12 protein-coding genes and 1 tRNA gene are annotated in these 17,911 nt (G+C 66.7%); 7 read left to right on the forward strand and 6 right to left on the reverse strand.

From position 1 onward, the window contains the following. Positions 1-75: 75 nt before the first annotated feature. Both DOE79_RS15165 and DOE79_RS15170 read right to left on the reverse strand, forming a co-directional pair. On the reverse strand, positions 76-306 hold the full coding sequence (locus DOE79_RS15165; RefSeq protein ID WP_120339226.1) for a helix-turn-helix domain-containing protein: 231 nt from the start codon (positions 304-306) through the stop codon (positions 76-78). Beyond that, the gene (locus DOE79_RS15170) at positions 306-950 is read right to left on the reverse strand and encodes a hypothetical protein (protein WP_120339227.1); all 645 of its coding nucleotides are present in this window, start codon (positions 948-950) and stop codon (positions 306-308) included. Before DOE79_RS15170 ends, DOE79_RS15165 begins: the two co-directional genes overlap by 1 nt. Positions 951-1,192: 242 nt before the next feature. On the opposite strand from DOE79_RS15170, the gene DOE79_RS15175 reads away from it, so the two are divergent. From DOE79_RS15175 to DOE79_RS15200, 6 genes are all read left to right on the forward strand, one after another. Then, positions 1,193-3,718, forward strand: coding sequence for an ATP-dependent Clp protease ATP-binding subunit (locus tag DOE79_RS15175; protein ID WP_120339228.1), 2,526 nt, complete (start codon positions 1,193-1,195; stop codon positions 3,716-3,718). Between the two features lie 128 nt (positions 3,719-3,846). Beyond that, positions 3,847-4,359: an amino-acid N-acetyltransferase gene (locus DOE79_RS15180; protein WP_120339229.1), complete on the forward strand. Its 513-nt coding sequence runs from the start codon at positions 3,847-3,849 to the stop codon at positions 4,357-4,359. 280 nt (positions 4,360-4,639) lie between these two features. Further along, entirely contained in the window at positions 4,640-7,414 is a 2,775-nt protein-coding gene (locus DOE79_RS15185; RefSeq protein WP_120339230.1) for an ExeM/NucH family extracellular endonuclease, read from the forward strand. A gap of 122 nt (positions 7,415-7,536) precedes the next feature. Then, positions 7,537-10,029: a bifunctional metallophosphatase/5'-nucleotidase gene (locus tag DOE79_RS15190; RefSeq protein WP_120339231.1), complete on the forward strand. Its 2,493-nt coding sequence runs from the start codon at positions 7,537-7,539 to the stop codon at positions 10,027-10,029. Between the two features lie 53 nt (positions 10,030-10,082). Next, on the forward strand, positions 10,083-10,718 hold the full coding sequence (locus tag DOE79_RS15195) for a hypothetical protein (protein WP_120339232.1): 636 nt from the start codon (positions 10,083-10,085) through the stop codon (positions 10,716-10,718). A 100-nt stretch (positions 10,719-10,818) separates the two neighbouring features. Next, entirely contained in the window at positions 10,819-11,229 is a 411-nt protein-coding gene (locus DOE79_RS15200) for a dehydrogenase (RefSeq protein WP_245976967.1), read from the forward strand. Between the two features lie 49 nt (positions 11,230-11,278). Here the strand turns inward: DOE79_RS15200 and radA are convergent, their stop codons facing one another. Together radA and DOE79_RS15210 are read right to left on the reverse strand one after the other, a co-directional pair. Further along, positions 11,279-12,643: a DNA repair protein RadA gene (gene radA / locus DOE79_RS15205; protein WP_120339234.1), complete on the reverse strand. Its 1,365-nt coding sequence runs from the start codon at positions 12,641-12,643 to the stop codon at positions 11,279-11,281. Between the two features lie 46 nt (positions 12,644-12,689). Further along, positions 12,690-13,472: an SGNH/GDSL hydrolase family protein gene (locus DOE79_RS15210; RefSeq protein WP_245976968.1), complete on the reverse strand. Its 783-nt coding sequence runs from the start codon at positions 13,470-13,472 to the stop codon at positions 12,690-12,692. A 76-nt stretch (positions 13,473-13,548) separates the two neighbouring features. Between DOE79_RS15210 and DOE79_RS15215 the strand changes: the two genes are divergently transcribed. Next, positions 13,549-13,638, forward strand: a tRNA-Ser gene (locus DOE79_RS15215). 372 nt (positions 13,639-14,010) lie between these two features. Here DOE79_RS15215 and DOE79_RS15220 read toward each other — a convergent pair. Together DOE79_RS15220 and DOE79_RS15225 are read right to left on the reverse strand one after the other, a co-directional pair. Continuing rightward, a complete protein-coding gene (locus tag DOE79_RS15220) occupies positions 14,011-16,506 on the reverse strand; it encodes a S8 family serine peptidase (protein ID WP_162942782.1) in 2,496 nt (831 codons plus the stop codon). Next, positions 16,496-17,683, reverse strand: a complete 1,188-nt coding sequence (locus DOE79_RS15225) for an ATP-binding protein (protein WP_120339236.1) — start codon at positions 17,681-17,683, stop codon at positions 16,496-16,498. Before DOE79_RS15225 ends, DOE79_RS15220 begins: the two co-directional genes overlap by 11 nt. Between the last annotated feature and the right edge of the window lie 228 nt (positions 17,684-17,911).

The following is a 17,911-nucleotide window of genomic DNA, read 5'->3' on the forward strand; positions in this document are numbered from 1 at the left end:
CGCTGAACTGGATGCAGCCAGTATTTGCGCACTCCCGAGCCCTCGCAAGGGCACCGCACTCGGCGAAGACCGCGGTCAGTCGGCCCGCACCAACAGGTCGCCGACCTCGCAGTCCAGCGCCACGCAGACCGCGGCCAGGGTCGAGTAGCGGATGGCCTTGGCCCGGTCGTTCTTCAGCACCGACAGGTTCACCACGCTCACCCCGACCAGCTCGCTGAGCCGGGTGAGGGTGAGGCCGCGCTCGACCAACAACTCGTCGAGCCGGCAGTGGATGCCGGTGCTCTCGTCGTCGTCGACGGGGGCCACTAGATGAGGCCGTCGGTGTCGCGCTGCATGCGCTGGCCGATCGAGATGGCCGCGGCGGCCACAAGGAGCACGAGCCCGGTTCCGGCCGGGCCGAGATCGACCTGGGTGGCCAACGGCCAGAAGCCGTCGACACCGGTGCCGTTCAGCTCGCCGGCCGCGATCATGCGGCCGAGCCCGCCGAAACCCTGGCCGAGGACCGTTCCCAGGAGCAGGGCGTAGCCGACCAGGGCCACCAGGGCGAACACCGGGCGGCTGAACGGGCGACGGCGCAGCACACCCCAGCAGAAGTAGGCCACGGTCGCCGAGACGAGAAGCGTCGTCGCCACGGCCGTGGCGCCCTCCAGGGTGAGCAGGAACCGGGGCAGGGCGCTGAGCCCGGTGACGGTGACCTCGGCCGTGTCGAAGGAGCCGTCCACCAGGCGGGCCGTGCCTCCGGATGCCGCGTCGGGCAGGGGTGTGTCCGCGAGCAGGGTCACGTCGAAGCGGTCCTGCACGAGCTGGGCCAGCACGGTGACGATGCCGGCCACGGTGGCCAGCAGCCCCCATCCGACGGCCCCGACGAGCACGGTCCAGGTGAGCCCGCGGCCGAATCGGCGTTCCCATCGGGCGGTGCGCTCGGTGCGGGTGCGGGTGGTGTTCGTCATGGGATCCTCGTCCTAACGATTATCGATATGTCTTGTGCACTGAACATATCGATTGTCGATGTGTTGCGCAAGCGTTTCCGCGGAATCGTCGCGGTGCCGCCGACCCGTTTCGCACGTGGCGCGTGACCCCGGGTGTCGGCATCCGTCACGCCCACGGCGAACAGAGGCCCGGTTCGGCGCTCGCGCTGGTTACTCTCTTTGTATCGGTGCCATAACCGCCCTGGCGCCAAGGGAGTGTTCATATGTTTGAGAGATTTACCGACCGAGCTCGTCGTGTCGTCGTCCTGGCCCAGGAAGAGGCCAAGATGCTCAACCACAACTACATCGGAACCGAGCACATTCTGCTCGGTCTCATCCACGAGGGTGAAGGCGTGGCCGCCAAGGCCCTGGAGAGCCTCGGCATCTCCCTGGATGCCGTGCGCGAACAGGTGCAGGACATCATCGGCCAGGGCCAGCAGCAGCCCACCGGGCACATCCCGTTCACGCCTCGTGCCAAGAAGGTCCTCGAGCTGAGCCTGCGAGAAGCCCTGCAGCTCGGCCACAACTACATCGGAACCGAGCACATCCTGCTCGGGCTCATCCGCGAGGGCGAGGGCGTAGCCGCCCAGGTGCTGGTCAAGCTCGGCGCCGACCTCAACCGGGTGCGCCAGCAGGTCATCCAGCTCCTTTCCGGCTACCAGGGAAAGGAGCAGGTGCAGGTGGGCGCGAACGAGACCGCAGCCGGCCCCGCGGGCAGCCAGATTCTCGACCAGTTCGGGCGCAACCTCACGCAGGCGGCGCGCGACAACAAACTCGACCCCGTCATCGGGCGCGAGAAGGAGATCGAGCGGGTCATGCAGATCCTCTCCCGCCGCTCCAAGAACAACCCCGTGCTCATCGGTGAACCCGGAGTCGGCAAGACCGCCGTCGTCGAGGGCCTCGCCCAGGCGATCGTCAAGGGCGATGTGCCTGAGACGCTCAAGGACAAGCAGCTCTACTCGCTCGACCTCGGCTCGCTGATCGCGGGCAGCCGCTACCGCGGTGACTTCGAAGAACGCCTGAAAAAGGTCACCAAGGAGATCCGCACCCGCGGCGACATCATCGTGTTCATCGACGAGATCCACACCCTCGTCGGTGCGGGTGCCGCCGAGGGCGCCATCGACGCGGCCTCGATCCTCAAGCCGCTGCTCGCCCGTGGCGAACTGCAGACCATCGGTGCGACCACGCTCGATGAGTACCGCAAGCATTTCGAGAAGGATGCCGCGCTCGAGCGCCGCTTCCAGCCCATCCAGGTGAACGAGCCGTCGCTGCCGCACACCATCAACATCCTCAAGGGTCTGCGCGACCGGTACGAGGCGCACCACAAGGTCTCCATCACCGATGGCGCCCTCGTGGCCGCGGCCAACCTCGCCGACCGCTACGTCTCCGACCGGTTCCTGCCCGACAAGGCCATCGACCTGATCGACGAGGCCGGCGCACGCCTCCGCCTCTCGATCCTCTCGAGCCCGCCGGAGCTGCGCGAGTTCGACGAGAAGATCGCCGTGGTCCGCGCCGCCAAGGAGACCGCGATCGAGGACCAGGACTTCGAGAAGGCAGCGGGACTCCGCGACGAGGAGAAGAACCTCCTCGGCGAGCGTCTGCGCCTGGAGAAGAAGTGGAAGTCCGGCGACGTCAAGACCACCGCCGTGGTCGACGAAGGCCTGATCGCGGAGGTTCTGGCGCAGGCCACCGGCATCCCCGTGTTCAAGCTCACCGAGGAAGAGTCCTCGCGGCTCGTCTTCATGGAGAAGGCACTGCACCAGCGCGTCATCGGTCAGGAAGAGGCCATCTCGGCGCTCGCCAAGACCATCCGTCGCACCCGTGCAGGCCTGAAGGACCCCAAGCGTCCGAGCGGTTCGTTCATCTTCGCCGGCCCCACCGGTGTCGGCAAGACCGAGCTGGCCAAGGCGCTAGCCGAGTTCCTCTTCGACGACGAGGCCGCCATGATCTCGCTCGACATGAGTGAGTACGGCGAGAAGCACACCGTCTCCCGCCTGTTCGGTGCGCCCCCCGGGTTCGTGGGCTTCGAAGAGGGCGGTCAGCTCACCGAGAAGGTGCGCCGCAAGCCGTTCTCCGTGGTGCTGTTCGACGAGATCGAGAAGGCTCACCCCGACATCTTCAACTCGCTCCTCCAGATTCTGGAAGAGGGCCGGTTGACGGATGGCCAGGGTCGCGTGATCGACTTCAAGAACACCGTCATCATCATGACCACCAACCTCGGCACGAGGGACATCAGCGGTTCGCCGGTCGGTTTCCAGCTCGAGGGTGACACGTCTACCAGCTACGACCGGATGCGCGGAAAGGTGAACGAGGAGCTCAAGAAGCACTTCAAGCCCGAGTTCCTCAACCGCGTCGATGAGATCATCGTCTTCCCGCAGCTGTCCAAGCCTGAACTTCTGCAGATCGTGGACCTGTTCGTCAAGCGCCTGGGCGACCGGCTGCTCGACCGCGACATGACCATCGACCTGACCCTCGCGGTGAAGGAACACCTCATCGAGGTGGGCTTCGACCCCGCCCTGGGCGCCCGGCCGCTGCGTCGCGCGATCCAGCGTGAGGTGGAGGACCGTCTGAGCGAGAAGATCCTGCACGGCGAGCTCAACTCGGGCGACCACGTGCACGTGGACTTCGTCGACGGGGAGTACGTGTTCACCACGACGAACCGCAACGAGGCCGTCTCGGTGGGCATCAACGCCGCCGCGGGCGTGGGCACCGGTCCGGGCACGCCCGACCTGGCCATCACGAGCGACTAGCACCACCCTGAGGAACGGCCCGGCGGATTCCGCCGGGCCGTTCCCTTGTTAACCCGGCCCAGACGTCGCCCTAGACTGGACCTTTCAGTAAAATCAACGGCCCGAAGCGGCCAGGAGAGTGGGCGGACGTGACAGAGCAGGGTTTCACGGTCCGTCGGGCCCGCACGAGCGATGTGCCGCTCATCCAGGACCTCGTCGAACCGCTCGTCCAGCAGCGCATCCTGCTCGGCAAGGACCGAGTGGTCTTCTACGAGGCCGTGCAGGAATTCCGAGTCGTCGAAGACGCCGACGGTGCCCTGGTGGGCTGTGGTGCGCTGCACGTCATGTGGGAGGACCTCGGCGAGGTGCGCACCCTCGCGGTGTCGCAGGACTGGCTCGGCCGCGGGGTGGGCCACGCCCTGCTCGACCGGCTCGAAGCGGACGCTCGTGAGCTCGGGCTCAGCCGGTTGTTCTGCCTCACCTTCGAGGTGGGCTTCTTCACCCGGCACGGCTTCCTCGACATGGGCACCGAAACCGTCGACCCGCACGTCTACGCCGAGCTCGTGCGCTCTCCCGACGAGGGTGTCGCCGAGTTCCTCGACCTCGCACGCGTGAAGCCCAACACTCTCGGCAACACCCGGATGCTCAAGCGCCTGACCTGACATCCGCTCAGATGTGCGCCGAGGGATCTTTTTTCTGCTCATCTGAGCAATTGGATCTCTGGTAACCAACCGGACACAGTCGGTCGTTAAGCTCACCGGACAGCACTTCCCGGCCGACTGGCCTCGGGTGTGCGCTGCCCGCCTCGGTGTGTGCGGCGCGCCCGAACGCCTGCTCGGTGTGCTGTGTGCGGAACCCGAATTCCACCCCTGTACGACCTGCTGCCCTGCTGCCCTGCACCCTGTTCATTCAGTCGTTCATCGCAATCACCAGGAGTCTTCAATGTCGTTCGCCCCACCCCGCCCGCTCCGGCTGGCCCTCGCCTCGGTGCTCGGAGCGTGCCTGGCACTTGCCCCGCTCGTGGCGGTCCCTGCCCAGGCCAGCACCGCCGGCACCGGAGTCGTGATCAACGAGGCCTACCTCAGCGGCGGCAGCGCCGGCGCCGCCTTCAGCAACAAGTTCGTGGAGCTGTACAACCCCACCAGCGCCCCCATCGACCTGTCCTCCTGGTCGCTGCAGTACCGCAAGGCGAGTGGCGTGATCACCGACAACCCCGCCGCCGTCGCGCTGACCGGAACCATCCCCGCCAACGGGTACTTCCTCGTCTCCGGCGGGTCCAACGACGTCAACGGTGCCGCGCTGCCCACCCCCGACCAGGTCTCCACTCTCAACCCCAGCGGCACCAGCGGCACCCTGATCCTTGCTGACTCCACCTCTGCCCTGAGCCTGGAGGCCGGTGACGCGGCCAACAACACCGCTGTCATCGACCTGGTCGGCTACGGCTCCTCCCTCACCTTCGAGGGCGCCGTCGCCCCGGCTCCGTCATCCACCACCGATGTCAGGTCGCTGAACCGCACCACGTTCGCCGACACCGACAACAACGCCGCCGACATCAGCCTGTCGGCGAGCATCACGCCCACCAACGCGGCCGGCCAGACGGCGGCCACCCCCACCCCGCCGCCCACCGACACGCCCGAACCCACCACCCCGCCGACGGACACCACCGCGATCAGTGCCATCCAGGGCACCGGCGACACCAGCCCGCTGGTTGGCAGCACCGTGAAGACCGTCGGCGTCGTCACCGCCGCCTACCCCGTCGGCGGGTTCGCCGGCTTCTACCTGCAGACGCCGGGCACCGGAGGCAGCAGCACCGATGCGGCCTCGCACGGCATCTTCGTGTACACCAAGACCCTGGTGAGCCCGGTCGCGGTCGGCGACTACGTGAGCGTCGTCGGGGCCGTCAGCGAGTACTACGGCCTCACCCAGCTGACCATCGGCACCCTGGCCGACATCACAGCCCTCGACGACAGCGGCATCACCGCCCCCGTCGCCAGCGAGCTGCGGTTGCCGAGCACCGACGCCGAGCGGGAACGTCTCGAAGGCATGCTCGTCAGCCCGGTCGGCGACTTCACGGTCACCAACAACTACACCACCAACCAGTACGCCGAGATCGGCCTCGCGGCTGGCACCACGCCCCTGGTCAACCCCACCGTGACCGACCGTCCCGGCAGCGCCGGCTACACGGCAGCCGTGGCCGCGAACGCCGCGCGGGCGATCACCCTCGACGACGGCGCCAGCACCAACTACCTCAGCTCCAGCAACCAGGACAGGCCGGTTCCCTACCTGTCCACCGAGGCCCCCGTGCGCATCGGCGCGGCCGTCACCTTCACCCGGCCGGTGATCCTGGACTACCGCAACTCCGCCTGGAAGCTCCAGCCGCGAGAAGCCCTGGTGCCGGCCAACGCCGCCACCGTGCAGCCGGCCACATTCGCCGACACCCGCACGACCGCTCCAGAGGACGTGGGCGGCGACATCCGCCTGGGCACCTTCAACGTGCTCAACTACTTCTCCACCACCGGCGATACCCTCACCGGCTGCAGCTTCTACACCGACCGCGCTGGCGCCGACATCACCGTGCGCAGCGGATGCGACGCCCGCGGCGCCGCCGACCAGGCGAACTTCCTGCGCCAGCAGGCCAAGATCGTCGCGGCCATCAACGCCCTCGACGCGCAGGTCGTCTCGCTCGAGGAGATCGAGAACTCCGCCGTGTTCGGCAAGGACCGCGACACCGCGCTGGCCACCCTCGTGGCCGCGTTGAATGCCGATCTCGGCCAGGACACCTGGGCGTACGTGCCGTCCCCGACGGTTCTCCCGGCCAACGAGGACGTCATCCGCACCGCCTTCATCTACCAGAAGGCCGCGGTCGAGACCGTGGGCGCGTCGACCATCCTCACCGGCTCCGCCGCGTTCAGCAACGCCCGCCAGCCGCTCGCGCAGGCCTTCCAGCTGGTCGGCGACACCGGCAGCCGATTCCTCACCATCGTCAACCACTTCAAGTCGAAGGGGTCAGGCACGGGCGTGGACGCCGACATGGGCGACGGTCAGGGCGCGTCCAACGCCTCCCGCGTGAACCAGGCGAGAGCCCTGGTGGCCTTCGCCGACACTATGTCGGCCCAGACCGGGATCGACCGGGTGTTCCTCACCGGCGACTTCAACGCCTACGACCAGGAAGACCCGATCACCGTGATCACTGACGCCGGCTACCTCAACCAGGAGGCCAAGAGCGGCGAGTACACCTACGCCTACGACGGTTCGGTCGGCTCCCTCGACCACGTCTTCGCGTCGGCCGCGGCGGATGCCGCCGTGGCGGCCGTGGACGTGTGGAACATCAACTCGGTCGAATCGGTGGCCCTCGAGTACAGCCGGTACAACTCGAACGTCACCGACTTCTACGTCGCCGACCCGTACCGCTCGTCCGACCACGACCCCGTCGTGCTCGGCCTGAACCTGGCGACCCCGACCGAGCCGGCACCGGAGCCCACCACCCCGGCACCGGCTGCCCCGGCACCGGCCATCCCGGCCCCGACCATGCCGGCGTCAACCCCGGCCGGAGTGCCGGAGACTCTCGCCGGAAAATCCAGCGCGGGCGGCCTGGCGAGCACGGGTGTTGAGCCGCTGCCCGTTCTGGGCGGAGCCATGCTCCTGCTGTTGCTCGGCTCCCTGCTGACGGGCACCGTACTCGCTCGCCGGCGCCGCAGCACCGTCCCGGGCGCCTGACCGGCGCTCACTCCCATCCACGGGCGGGCGCTGGTCTCAGCAGCGCCCGCTCCACCCCCCGTCATCCCGCGTCCCGTCATCCCGTCATCCCGTCATCACAGGTTCCTATCTCGAGGAGAACAATGTCGCTCACTACGTCCCGCCCGCTCAGGCTGGCCTTCGCCGCAATGATCGGAGCGTGCCTCGTGGCCGCTCCCGTCGTGGCAGTACCGGCGCTCGCTGCGCCGCAAGCTCCGGTGCAGCTGAACCTGCTGAACATCAACGACTTTCACGGGCGTATCGACGCCAACACCGTGAAGTTCGCCGGAACCGTCGAGACGCTGCGCGCCCAGCACCCCGACAGCACCCTGGTCCTCTCGGACGGTGACAACATCGGCGCTTCGCTGTATGCCTCTGCGTCGCAGAAGGATACCCCGACCATCGATGTGCTCAACGCCCTCGAACTGTCGGTCTCCGCCGTCGGCAACCACGAGTTCGACCAGGGCTTCGCCGACCTCACCGGCCGGGTCTCCGACGAGGCCGACTTCGACTACCTCGGGGCTAACGTCTACCTCGCCGGCACCGAGGACCCCGCCCTGCAGGAATACACGATCCGGGAGGTGCAGGGCGTGAAGGTCGCCATCATCGGCACCGTCACCGAGGAGACCCCCACCCTGGTCTCGCCCAACGGCATCTCAACCCTGAGCTTCGGCGACCCCGTCGACGCGGTCAACCGGGTCGCCGCCCAGCTCACCGACGGCGATGCCGAGAACGGCGAGGCCGACGTGATCATCGCGGAGTACCACGAGGGTGCCGGATCCGGCACGGTGGAGAACGCCACCCTCGAGCAGGAACTCGCCCTCACCGACAGCGCGTTCGCGAAGATCGTGACGCAGACCTCTGCCGCCGTCGACGCCATCTTCACCGGTCACACCCACAAGCAGTACGCCTGGAACGCCCAAGTTCCCGGCGCCGCGCCGGGCGTGACCCGCCCTGTGCTGCAGACCGGCAGCTACGGCGAGAACGTCGGCCAGGTCGTGCTCAGCTACGACCCTGACACCCAGAGCACCAGCACGGTCACCAATCAGAACGTCTCACGCAGCACCGACGACGACGCCGACCTGGTGAACGCATTCCCGCGCGTGGCCACGGTCAAGTCCATCACGGATGCCGCGCTCGCCCAGGCGGCAGTCACCGGTAGCGTCGCGGTCGGATCGATCACCGCGCCGATCACCCGCGCGTCAATCGACGGCGCCGCCCCAGTGGTCGAAGACCGGTCAGCCCCGTCGACGCTCGGTACCCTGGTGGCGAACTCGCTGCGCGCCTCCCTATCCGACCCGCTCAAGGGCGGCGCCGAGATCGGCGTTGTGAACCCCGGCGGCATGCGCGCCGATCTCTCCACCACGCCGGACGCGGAGGTCAGCTTCGCCGAGGCCAACGCGGTGCTGCCGTTCCTGAACAACCTGTGGACCACCACGCTCACCGGCGCCCAGTTCAAGACGGCTCTCGAGCAGCAGTGGCAGCGTGACGACGAAGGCGCCGTGCCCAGTCGCGCGTACCTGCAGCTTGGCCTCTCCGACAACGTGAACTATACGTTCGACGCGACCCGCGCCGAGGGTGACCGCATCACCGGCATCTGGATCGACGGCGACCCCATCGACCTCGCCCGCGGTTACCGGATCGGCTCGTTCAACTTCCTGCTCACCGGCGGCGACAACTTCCGGATCTTCGCGCAGGGCACCGACACCCGGGACTCCGGTCTGATCGACCGGGACGCCTGGATCTCCTACATCACCGACAACAGCCCGCTGTCACCGTCGTTCGCGGCCCGCCAGGCCTCCGTCACCGGTCTGCCGGCCACGGCCGTCAAGCCCGGCGACAGCGTCAGCTTCTCCGTCTCGCAGCTGAACCTCACCTCCACCGGCGCGCCGAAGAACAGCCAGCTCACCGTGGCCTGGGACGAAAGCAGCACGACCTTCGCTCCGGCATCCGTTGACGCCAACGGCGCCGCCACCGTCACCGTCACGGTGCCGGCCGACGCCGCCGCCAGCAGCGTCCTCACCCTGACGGCCAAGGAATCCGGCACCGTCGTGCGGGTGCCCCTCGCGGTCACCGCAGCGGTACCGACCCCGACCCCGACGCCCGCTCCGACGACGGAACCGACCCCGCTGCCGACGACGGGACCGTCGGCACCGGCCACAGCGCCCACGGCTGCCGCCGAGTCCGCGCTGACGGCGGCCCTCAAGGGCACCATCGCGCTGTCCGACTCCACCGTGGCGCCCGGCGACACCATCACCATCGCCGTGGGCACCGCCTTCGCCGGTCAGTACGTCTCCGCCTGGGTACGGTCCACGCCGGTCAACCTCGATGGATGGAAGCAGGTCAGCGCCGCGGGCACCATCACAGCCGCCCTGCCGACCGACTTGGCCGCGGGAACCCACCGCATCATCGTGCAGGACGCCTCCGGTGCCGTGATCGGCTGGACCGAGATCACGGTCGCCACGGCCGGCACCACCGCGACGGGCCTGGCGAACACCGGGCTCGAGGCCGGCCCCTGGCTGGCCGGCGGCCTGCTGATGCTCGTGCTCGGTGGCGTGCTGCTGCAGCGTCGTCGCCGGGTTTCGATGGAATCGTAACCGACACGCAGGACATTACCGGCGGCGCCGGTAGACCTCGCTAGCCTGGAACCATGTCGACGACCAAGCCCCCCGTCGGCCCCCAGGCCAGCGCCGTCTACCGGCGCCGTCGTCTTGTCGTGGGCCTTGGTCTGCTCGCTGTGCTGCTCATCATCGTGCTCATCTTCGTGCGGCCCGGCAGCGGCGGCGACCAGGTGGCCCCTCCCGTCCCGGCGGCGACCGGCACCGCGACCGACCCGGCCGCCGACACCGACCCTGCCGCCGAGGCCCCAACCGCCGGTGCCGCGTGCGACCCGGCGAATGTCGTCGTCGAGGCCATCACCGATGCGGGCTCCTACGACCCAGGTGACGAGCCCCGGCTCTCCCTGCGCGTCACCAACACCGGCACCATCTCGTGCACCCTGAACGCCGGCACCTCCACCCAGGTGTTCACCATCACCAGCGGGGCGGATGTGTACTGGACCTCCACGGACTGCCAGACCGACCCGGCCGACGCCGAAGTCACCCTCGAGCCGGGCGTCGCGGTGAGCACCAAGACCCCGGTCACCTGGGACCGCACCCGGTCGAGCCCGGAGACCTGCGAGATCACCGACCGGGAGCCCGTCCCCGGCGAGGGCGCCTCGTACTACCTCTCGGTGAGCGTGGGCGGGGTCACCTCTGCCAGCCCCACCCAGTTCCTGCTGAACTGAGCCGGCCCTCCGCACCCGCGAGGAGTATCCGCCCGCGCGTTCGCTGCCGGCTGAGCCGCGAGGTGGGCCCCGCTCGGGCGCGGATGATTGAATGGAACACGTGACAGACGCAACCCCGGACACCCGCTCAGACGCCCTTGCCACCGCCCTGGCCAAGCAGGACGTGGCCGCCGTGGCCTATGCCCTCCGCAACGACGTGGTGATCGTGCCCCAACTCGTGGTCAACGGCACCGCCGAGCAGGTGCGAGTCTTCGGCCGTGAGGGCAGCGACAAGCGGATGCTGCTGCTCTTCTCCTCCGGTGAGAACTACGCCCAGATGATCCCCGACGAGGTGAACCCGCAGGTGATGGTGGGCGACGCGCAGTGGCTGCGCGAGTTCCTCACTGTGCACAGCAATACCCTCGAGATGGTGTTCTTCGACATCGCCGGCCCGCACGTGATGCAGGCGGCCCCCGCCGACCTGCTCAAGGCGCTCGGACCGATCGGCGACGACAGCGGCCCGACCGCTTGAGTCCCGCCTGCTCATGTGCCGCGTGGCACCGACCGCGGCCCGAACGGCCCTAGCCGAACGCCTTGTCGAGCTCGGCGTCGCGGCGGGAGAGCCCCGTTCCGAGCGCCCGGAGGACGGCGGTCTGCACGGTGCTGCTGGATGCGTCGATGCGGGTGGTGAAGCCCAGCCGGGCGGCCTCGGTGGCGCGCTGCTTGGCGGCGGAGACCGGCCGGATCTCACCGGCAAGGCTGATCTCCCCGAACGCCACCACGTTGTGCGCGATGGGCTCGTCTTTGAGCGCTGACGCCACCGCGATCGCGATGGCCAGGTCCGCGGCCGGTTCCACCAGTCGCACCCCGCCCACAGTGGACACGTAGACGTCCTTCTTCGACAGCGGGTAGCCCACCCGCTTCTCCAGCACCGCGAGAAGCATCGCCACCCGGGAGCCGTCCACACCATTGGTGACCCGGCGCGGGTTGGGCATGGCGGTGTCGATCACCAGCGCCTGCACCTCCACGGGCAGGGCGCGGCGGCCCTCCAACGACACGGTCACGCAGGTGCCGGACACCGCGGTGGTGCCGCGGCTGAGGAACAGTCCGCTCGGGTCGGCGACCTCGCTGATGCCGTCTCCGGTCATCTCGAAACATCCCACTTCATCGGTGGAGCCGAATCGGTTCTTCAGCGCCCGCACGAAGCGCAGCGCCGTGTGCCGGTCGCCCTCGAACTGGCACACCACGTCGACGAGGTGCTCGAGCAGGCGGGGGCCGGCGATGGTGCCGTCCTTGGTCACGTGCCCCACCAGGAGCACCGGCAGGTTGCGGTCCTTGGCGAGCCGGATCAGCGTGGACGCCACCTCGCGCACCTGCCCGGGCTGGCCGGCCTGTCCGTCGTTGAGCGAGCTCGAGACGGTCTGCACCGAGTCGATGATCACCAGGTCGGGCTTGACCGCGTCGATCTGGCCGAGGATGGTGGCCAGGTCCGTTTCGGCGGCGATGTAGAGATCGGGCTGCAGCGCCCCGGTGCGTTCCGCACGCAGGCGAACCTGCGCCACCGACTCCTCGGCGCTCACGTAGAGTACCCGGGACTTCGCGATCGCGGCCTTGGACGCCACCTCGAGCAGCAGCGTGGACTTGCCCACCCCGGGCTCGCCGCTGAGCAGGATCACCGAGCCGGGCACGATGCCGCCGCCGAGCACCCGGTCGAACTCGTCGATGCCGGTGGGCCAGTGCGCCACCGCCGTCGTGTCAACGTGAGTGATCGGCCGGGCGACGCCGGGGCCGCTCACGACCGACGGGGTGACCGAGCGGCTGATGCCGGTCTTCTCCGCGGCTTCCACCACGGTTCCCCATTGCTGACACTCGCCGCAGCGGCCCGCCCATTTCAGCGTGGTCCAGCCACATTCGGTGCACCGGAAGTTGGAGACGGGTTTGGCCATGTCAGCGAGCCTAGCTGCGGCCGCCGACAGTCCCGGTTCAGCCCGCCTAGTCGGCCAGCGCCGCCTGGGGGACCCGGCGGGCCGCCACCGCGCTCACGTCGGGCAGGAAAGCCTCCGCCCAGACGCGGTAACCGCGGTCATTGGGGTGGAAGAAATCGTTGGCGACCTGGGTGAACACGCTGCGCCAACCCTCACGGTGGGTGGTCGCGTGCAGCGGCACCACGGTGAGGCCGTGCTCGGCGGCCACGTCGCGCACGATCCGGTTGGCCACCATGACCTTGCGCTCGTTGTGCGGCAGGTGGAAGCAGGGCAGATCGGCCACCAGGGCGTGCGGCGGCAGTGCCGCGAACACCTCCCGGATGCCCGCCTCGAAGCGGGCCGCGTCCCACTGGGCGATGTCGTTGGCGCCGATCGCCACGGTCACGAAGTCGGGCTGCAGCTTGGTGAACCGCGGCAGCTGGTCGCGCACGGCCAGGTCCACGGTGGCGCCCGAGACGCTGAGGTTGACCACCCGCAGGCTCCGTCCGGTGGCCAGGCGGATGTGGTCGGCCAGGATCCCCACGTAGCCGCGGTTGGGCGTGCTCGCGCCGATGCCCTGCGCCGCGCTGTCACCGATGGCGACGTAGAGCAGGTCGCCCTTCTCCTTGGCGTGGGTGCGCCACCAGAGCGAGTTGACCGGCAGCGTCTCATTGAGCTCGGCGGCGTTGGCGGCCAGGCGCAGCCGGAACTTGCGATAGTTGACCATGGCGGCGGCGCCGAGGCCGGCGGTGGCGGCCACGGCGCCTGCGGTGAGGGCAAGGGTGCGGGGAGTGGAGGTGTCGTTTGTCACGGAGGAGAGAGTACCTCCAGGCACTGACAGTTGCCCGGATTCGCGCCGCACGCGCAACTCAACTACAATCGCTCTCGGTACCGTGTCCGAGCGGCCGAAGGTGCAACTCTCGAAAAGTTGTGTGGGGGAGACTCCACCGTGGGTTCAAATCCCACCGGTACCGCCACAGATAAACCCTCTGCTTCCCTTTGTTTTCAAGGGACGCAGGGGGTTTTCTCATGTCTGACGGCGTCCTTCGGACGCGGATTGGACACATCTGAAACTCGTTCTGCAATATCGAGGGCTACCCAGACGGCGTCCAGGTCATCATCGAAGAGATAACCGTAGGCGTCGGGTGTGATTGCGTCGCAGGCATGCACGAGCATCCGCTGGACCAATTCCACAGGGTAGGTAAGGCTCGATGGCTGAAGACGCCCGCGACCGGACTTGATCGCTCTAGATCTTCTCCTGAGCGAAGAGGGACTCACCGTTTGTGCCTGTCCCTCCGGCCGTGGGACGCGACGGCCTCAGAAGTATAGTTGCGCCGGACGGCGCACCACTACGTGCGAGTTCGCGTCTGCACGCTCGTGCGGATGTCGCCGGTTTCGATATTCTGGCGAATGAGCTCCTGACGCATCTGTTGGAATACCGGTGCCACCCCAGTAGGATCTGCGATGGTCAGAATCGCAGCGAAGTGAACGCCGGCCTCCGGCGGCGCCTCGTCGAAACGCGGCAAGTAGTCAACTGCAAGCTTCCAGTTTGACGACGGACCAAGCCCTGTCATGCGCCGGTGAAATGACTTGACTACCTGCCACTTGAGGGCTTCATCCATGAGATCCTTCTCCGCGTGTGGTTCGCCGGAGCTGGCGCGGGGAGCGTTCACGGGCAGGAGACGGTTCTGGAAGCCACCATCACGTTTCTGCTGCATCAACCGGGCGCCAACGTTCATGCGCACACGCTCGGCGCCGTGCTCGTAGGCAAGGAGCGGTCTAGCCACCACGGTGAGTCGAGCCTCCCCGCGGCACTTGCCTTCTTTCACGAGGGCCTCGGGCCAAGAGAATTCGAGCTCAGCGTCCTCCTTCGGTCGCAAAACGCTGTCCACAACGAGCGTGATTTCGGAATCGGCGCGTTGCAGCATCTCATCGGCAGCGATTGGCACACCGAATCCAACTAGGTTTCGCGCAACATGCTTGAGGTCCTTGTGGGTGAATAGCTCCGGAGTGCGTGCATAGTGCACGAGGAGAGCGAGGAGTACTTCTCTTGAAACTTCGCCGTCGATGAGCGACTCGAGGTCGGCGAGGCTCCGCGCGACGAGCGGGGCTGCATAACTGGTGCCGGCCTCTGCGACGAGCGTGCCAAATTCATTCACTGAGACCAGCCCGGATCCCTCTGTCGGGGTTGGAGAGCCTGATCCGCCGATGTGTCCGAAATCGGGCTTTATCGCTCCTCTGAGGCCCGGGCCGCGCTTGCTGTACCGCGCAGGGGCGAATGGAACGTGGTTTTCGAGCCCGGGCGGATTCAGGGCTGATACGGAAACGTTGTAGAGACTCTCCCCTGGCTCGGCTAGCACCCCCGAAGTGTCGCCCACAAGGCTCGATAGCGCGGTCGCGTTGTCGGGCGCCCACTCGGTTCGGAACTGGCCAAGCGACAGGTTCCCAGCCGAGATGACCACAATGACGTCATGGGTAGCCGCAATCTGGTCTAGACGACGAGCTACGTATCCATAGCGGTTCGGTTCGCCGGGACCGGTGAAATTCATGCTGAAGTTGAACACTCGTACGCCGTGGTTTCGACGAAAATCCGCGATGGCCGCTTCGATCTCATCCATGAAGTCTGGGACGCCACCTGGGTAGTAGCTATCGAAGGGCAACCCCGTTTGACCGGGGTCGTTTGGCAGCACATCGATATCGAATATTCGGCACCCGTGGGGCTGCGCCAGGTACCAGTTCAACGTTCCCGCGGCTACGAGCAAGCCCGAGATGAAGGTGCCGTGCCCGAGCTCGCGGTCCTGCGGAGCGAGCTGTCCCCAGCGGTTCTCAACCCATGCCCCAATGGTGTCGCTTACTCCTCCGTCGATCACTCCGACGGCCGAAGCCGACACTTCTTGGTCACGCTCGAAAGTCGTATTGGGCGCAGGGGAACCGAGTGCGAACGACGCAGAAGCGGATGGTGCGATGACCGGTGGCAGAAGGATGTGGCGGACCATCGGGTTGGCCTCGATGGCGGTCAGAGCCTCGTGGTGAGCGTTTGGTTCGACAGTGATGACCGTCCTAGCAGCTGGGAAGGGCTCAACATGCCCACCTACTCCACGTGGCTCGAACGTCAGCTCCCGGACATTATGGTCAGCTATAACTCGCGAATGCAGCACAAGCGGACCAGAGCTGGCCAACACCTCAGCACTGACACCGACGGCAACGAGGGACGAACGGAGTTCCAGCAAAGCAGCGGTTTCGGCGGCCGCAAGCAACTGATCGTGAGTGGCGCTTGCTCGGGGGAACAACTCAACGAGGTACGCGCCTCCGGTCCCTGGGCGGCTCAGCCAAGCCGCACCAGTTTCTGCGCTGAAGGCTCGCTTGTTTTCGTCGGACCACAAGGAGATTGACTCGATCGCCGACGCCTCACAACGATTCCGACTCGGGTTCTGGCGCGGCTCGCCGTTGGCATCCAGACGCACATCAATAACAGTCTCAGCTTGCTCGATCGCGTCGAGGACGAGTCGAAGCGATGCAGGTGTCGCCGCGAAAATCGGTTCGCCGATGTCTACCGTGGCCACGTGCGGAGTCCAACGGGAGCGGAAGATACTCTTCTGCGGTCGGTGCGATTTGGCGATTGCCTTACGGGCCATCGTCACTTTGACGTGGCCGAGGCCGAGGCCGCCGGCCTCAAGCGCCGCGATGATATGTCTGACCGAAGCCGCGATCAACTCCCTGTGCGCGGCGAAAGCTTCGTTGCGTCCGGCGTAAAAATCTCGTCCGTGACCCACCGGGGGCGTACGCTCGCGATCAATATTGATCGTGCGTGGATTCAGGACGATCTGTACCGGCTCATTCGCCACTGTTCGGGCCTTCCCCTACGGATTCACTCAGCCGCCGCTGAATCGTCTTGGTGCTGCATTTGAAGAGCTGTGCAAGCTCAGCATGGTTAAAGAGACCATCGGCAGCGGCGAGCTCGGCGGTTAGTAGTACTTCGTCAAGTTCGATCTGACGTCTGCGATCGGACTCGACTCGAATGGACGTAGATCGCGCCACTTGTAGAGCGGTTTCGATGGGCGCAGAGTTGGGATCGTCGCGGAGCAAGCGACGCTTGCGATACTTCGTAGCCATCGTTTGCACTTCAGCTCCGGACGCACTGTCACAGAGCCACGCGATGAGCTTGGCCTCGGCTGTGAGTCCATCATCAAGCAGCCGGCTTGCGATCACGGTTCGTTGTTCGAGGCCTGGCAGCGGAACGGCGAGCTGGACCTCAAATCGACGCCAGATTGCCGGGTCGAGTAGCATCTCGTGGTTCGTGAGACCGATAGTGACGCCTCGCCCGTCTCGGGCGTCCATGTTCTGAAGCAGCGCGTTCACTACGCGCTTTATCTCACCCACTTCGTTGGGATCGTCGCGTAACTTGGCAATCGCGTCGAATTCATCGAGTACGAGCACGCACTCGTAGCGGTTAGCGAAGTCGAAGAGAGCGCCGAGGTTCCGAGCGGTGTTGCCAAGGAAGGAACTGATCAAACCGTCCAAGCGCGCAACGACTACGGGAAGATGCAATTGCTGAGCCAACCACATCGCGACCGTGGTCTTCCCTGTACCTGGCGCACCGTAGATCAAGAGCGATTGGGATGGATGCATGCCGGCCTCGATTAGTTGGTCAGCCTTCGCCCATTCACGAACCAGCGCATCAACGTTGTCTTGAACGGATGCCGGAAACAGTGGCAGCGTCGCGTCGAGCGTCTCTGGCATGTGTATGGTCGCGAGAGGGGCAGCCGAATCTTTGTCCACGGGCACGCGGACGCTGGCCGTCATGCGCTCCCCAGCGGTAACGGCGCTGCGCTTCATCCGGCTTGGCGCGAGCTTGGTCGATCGCTCACGGCTGTGCAATAGCTGAACCAACGCGGCGGCGTCGCGGCTATCGCCTGCGTCCGTCATCGCTGCCGCGAGCCGCTCTACTTGATGGCGCAGTGGCTCACTATCGTTCGCCAAAGCGACACGGACAAGGGATTTCAGGATAGAAAAGTGCTGCATGTGGACAGCCTAGCCCCGACAGCGGACAAACATCAGCGAACTATGGACACGTCTCTGGGGGATAGTTCTGAAATTCTGCTCTTGTCGCGACGTGAGACGCCCGACCGGCCCGGACCCCAACAGCGATTCTCGACTATGTATAGGAGCTTGAGAATCAAGCACTGTGGCCTGCGTAGGCCTAGCCTTGGCGACGCGCAGCGAGTTGAGGACGCGATGCCTTTGGAGAAG

It is taken from the genome of Cryobacterium soli, from assembly GCF_003611035.1.
GTDB lineage: Bacteria > Actinomycetota > Actinomycetes > Actinomycetales > Microbacteriaceae > Cryobacterium > Cryobacterium soli.

What these genes read in the sequence shown, in the direction of transcription:
- DOE79_RS15195 (WP_120339232.1), top strand. Translation starts at nt 10,083, where the DNA reads ATGTCGACGACCAAGCCCCCCGTCGGCCCCCAGGCCAGCGCCGTCTAC.
- DOE79_RS15225 (WP_120339236.1), bottom strand. Translation starts at nt 17,683, where the DNA reads ATGCAGCACTTTTCTATCCTGAAATCCCTTGTCCGTGTCGCTTTGGCG.
- DOE79_RS15190 (WP_120339231.1), top strand. Translation starts at nt 7,537, where the DNA reads ATGTCGCTCACTACGTCCCGCCCGCTCAGGCTGGCCTTCGCCGCAATG.
- DOE79_RS15175 (WP_120339228.1), top strand. Translation starts at nt 1,193, where the DNA reads ATGTTTGAGAGATTTACCGACCGAGCTCGTCGTGTCGTCGTCCTGGCC.
- DOE79_RS15185 (WP_120339230.1), top strand. Translation starts at nt 4,640, where the DNA reads ATGTCGTTCGCCCCACCCCGCCCGCTCCGGCTGGCCCTCGCCTCGGTG.
- radA (WP_120339234.1), bottom strand. Translation starts at nt 12,643, where the DNA reads ATGGCCAAACCCGTCTCCAACTTCCGGTGCACCGAATGTGGCTGGACC.
- DOE79_RS15170 (WP_120339227.1), bottom strand. Translation starts at nt 950, where the DNA reads ATGACGAACACCACCCGCACCCGCACCGAGCGCACCGCCCGATGGGAA.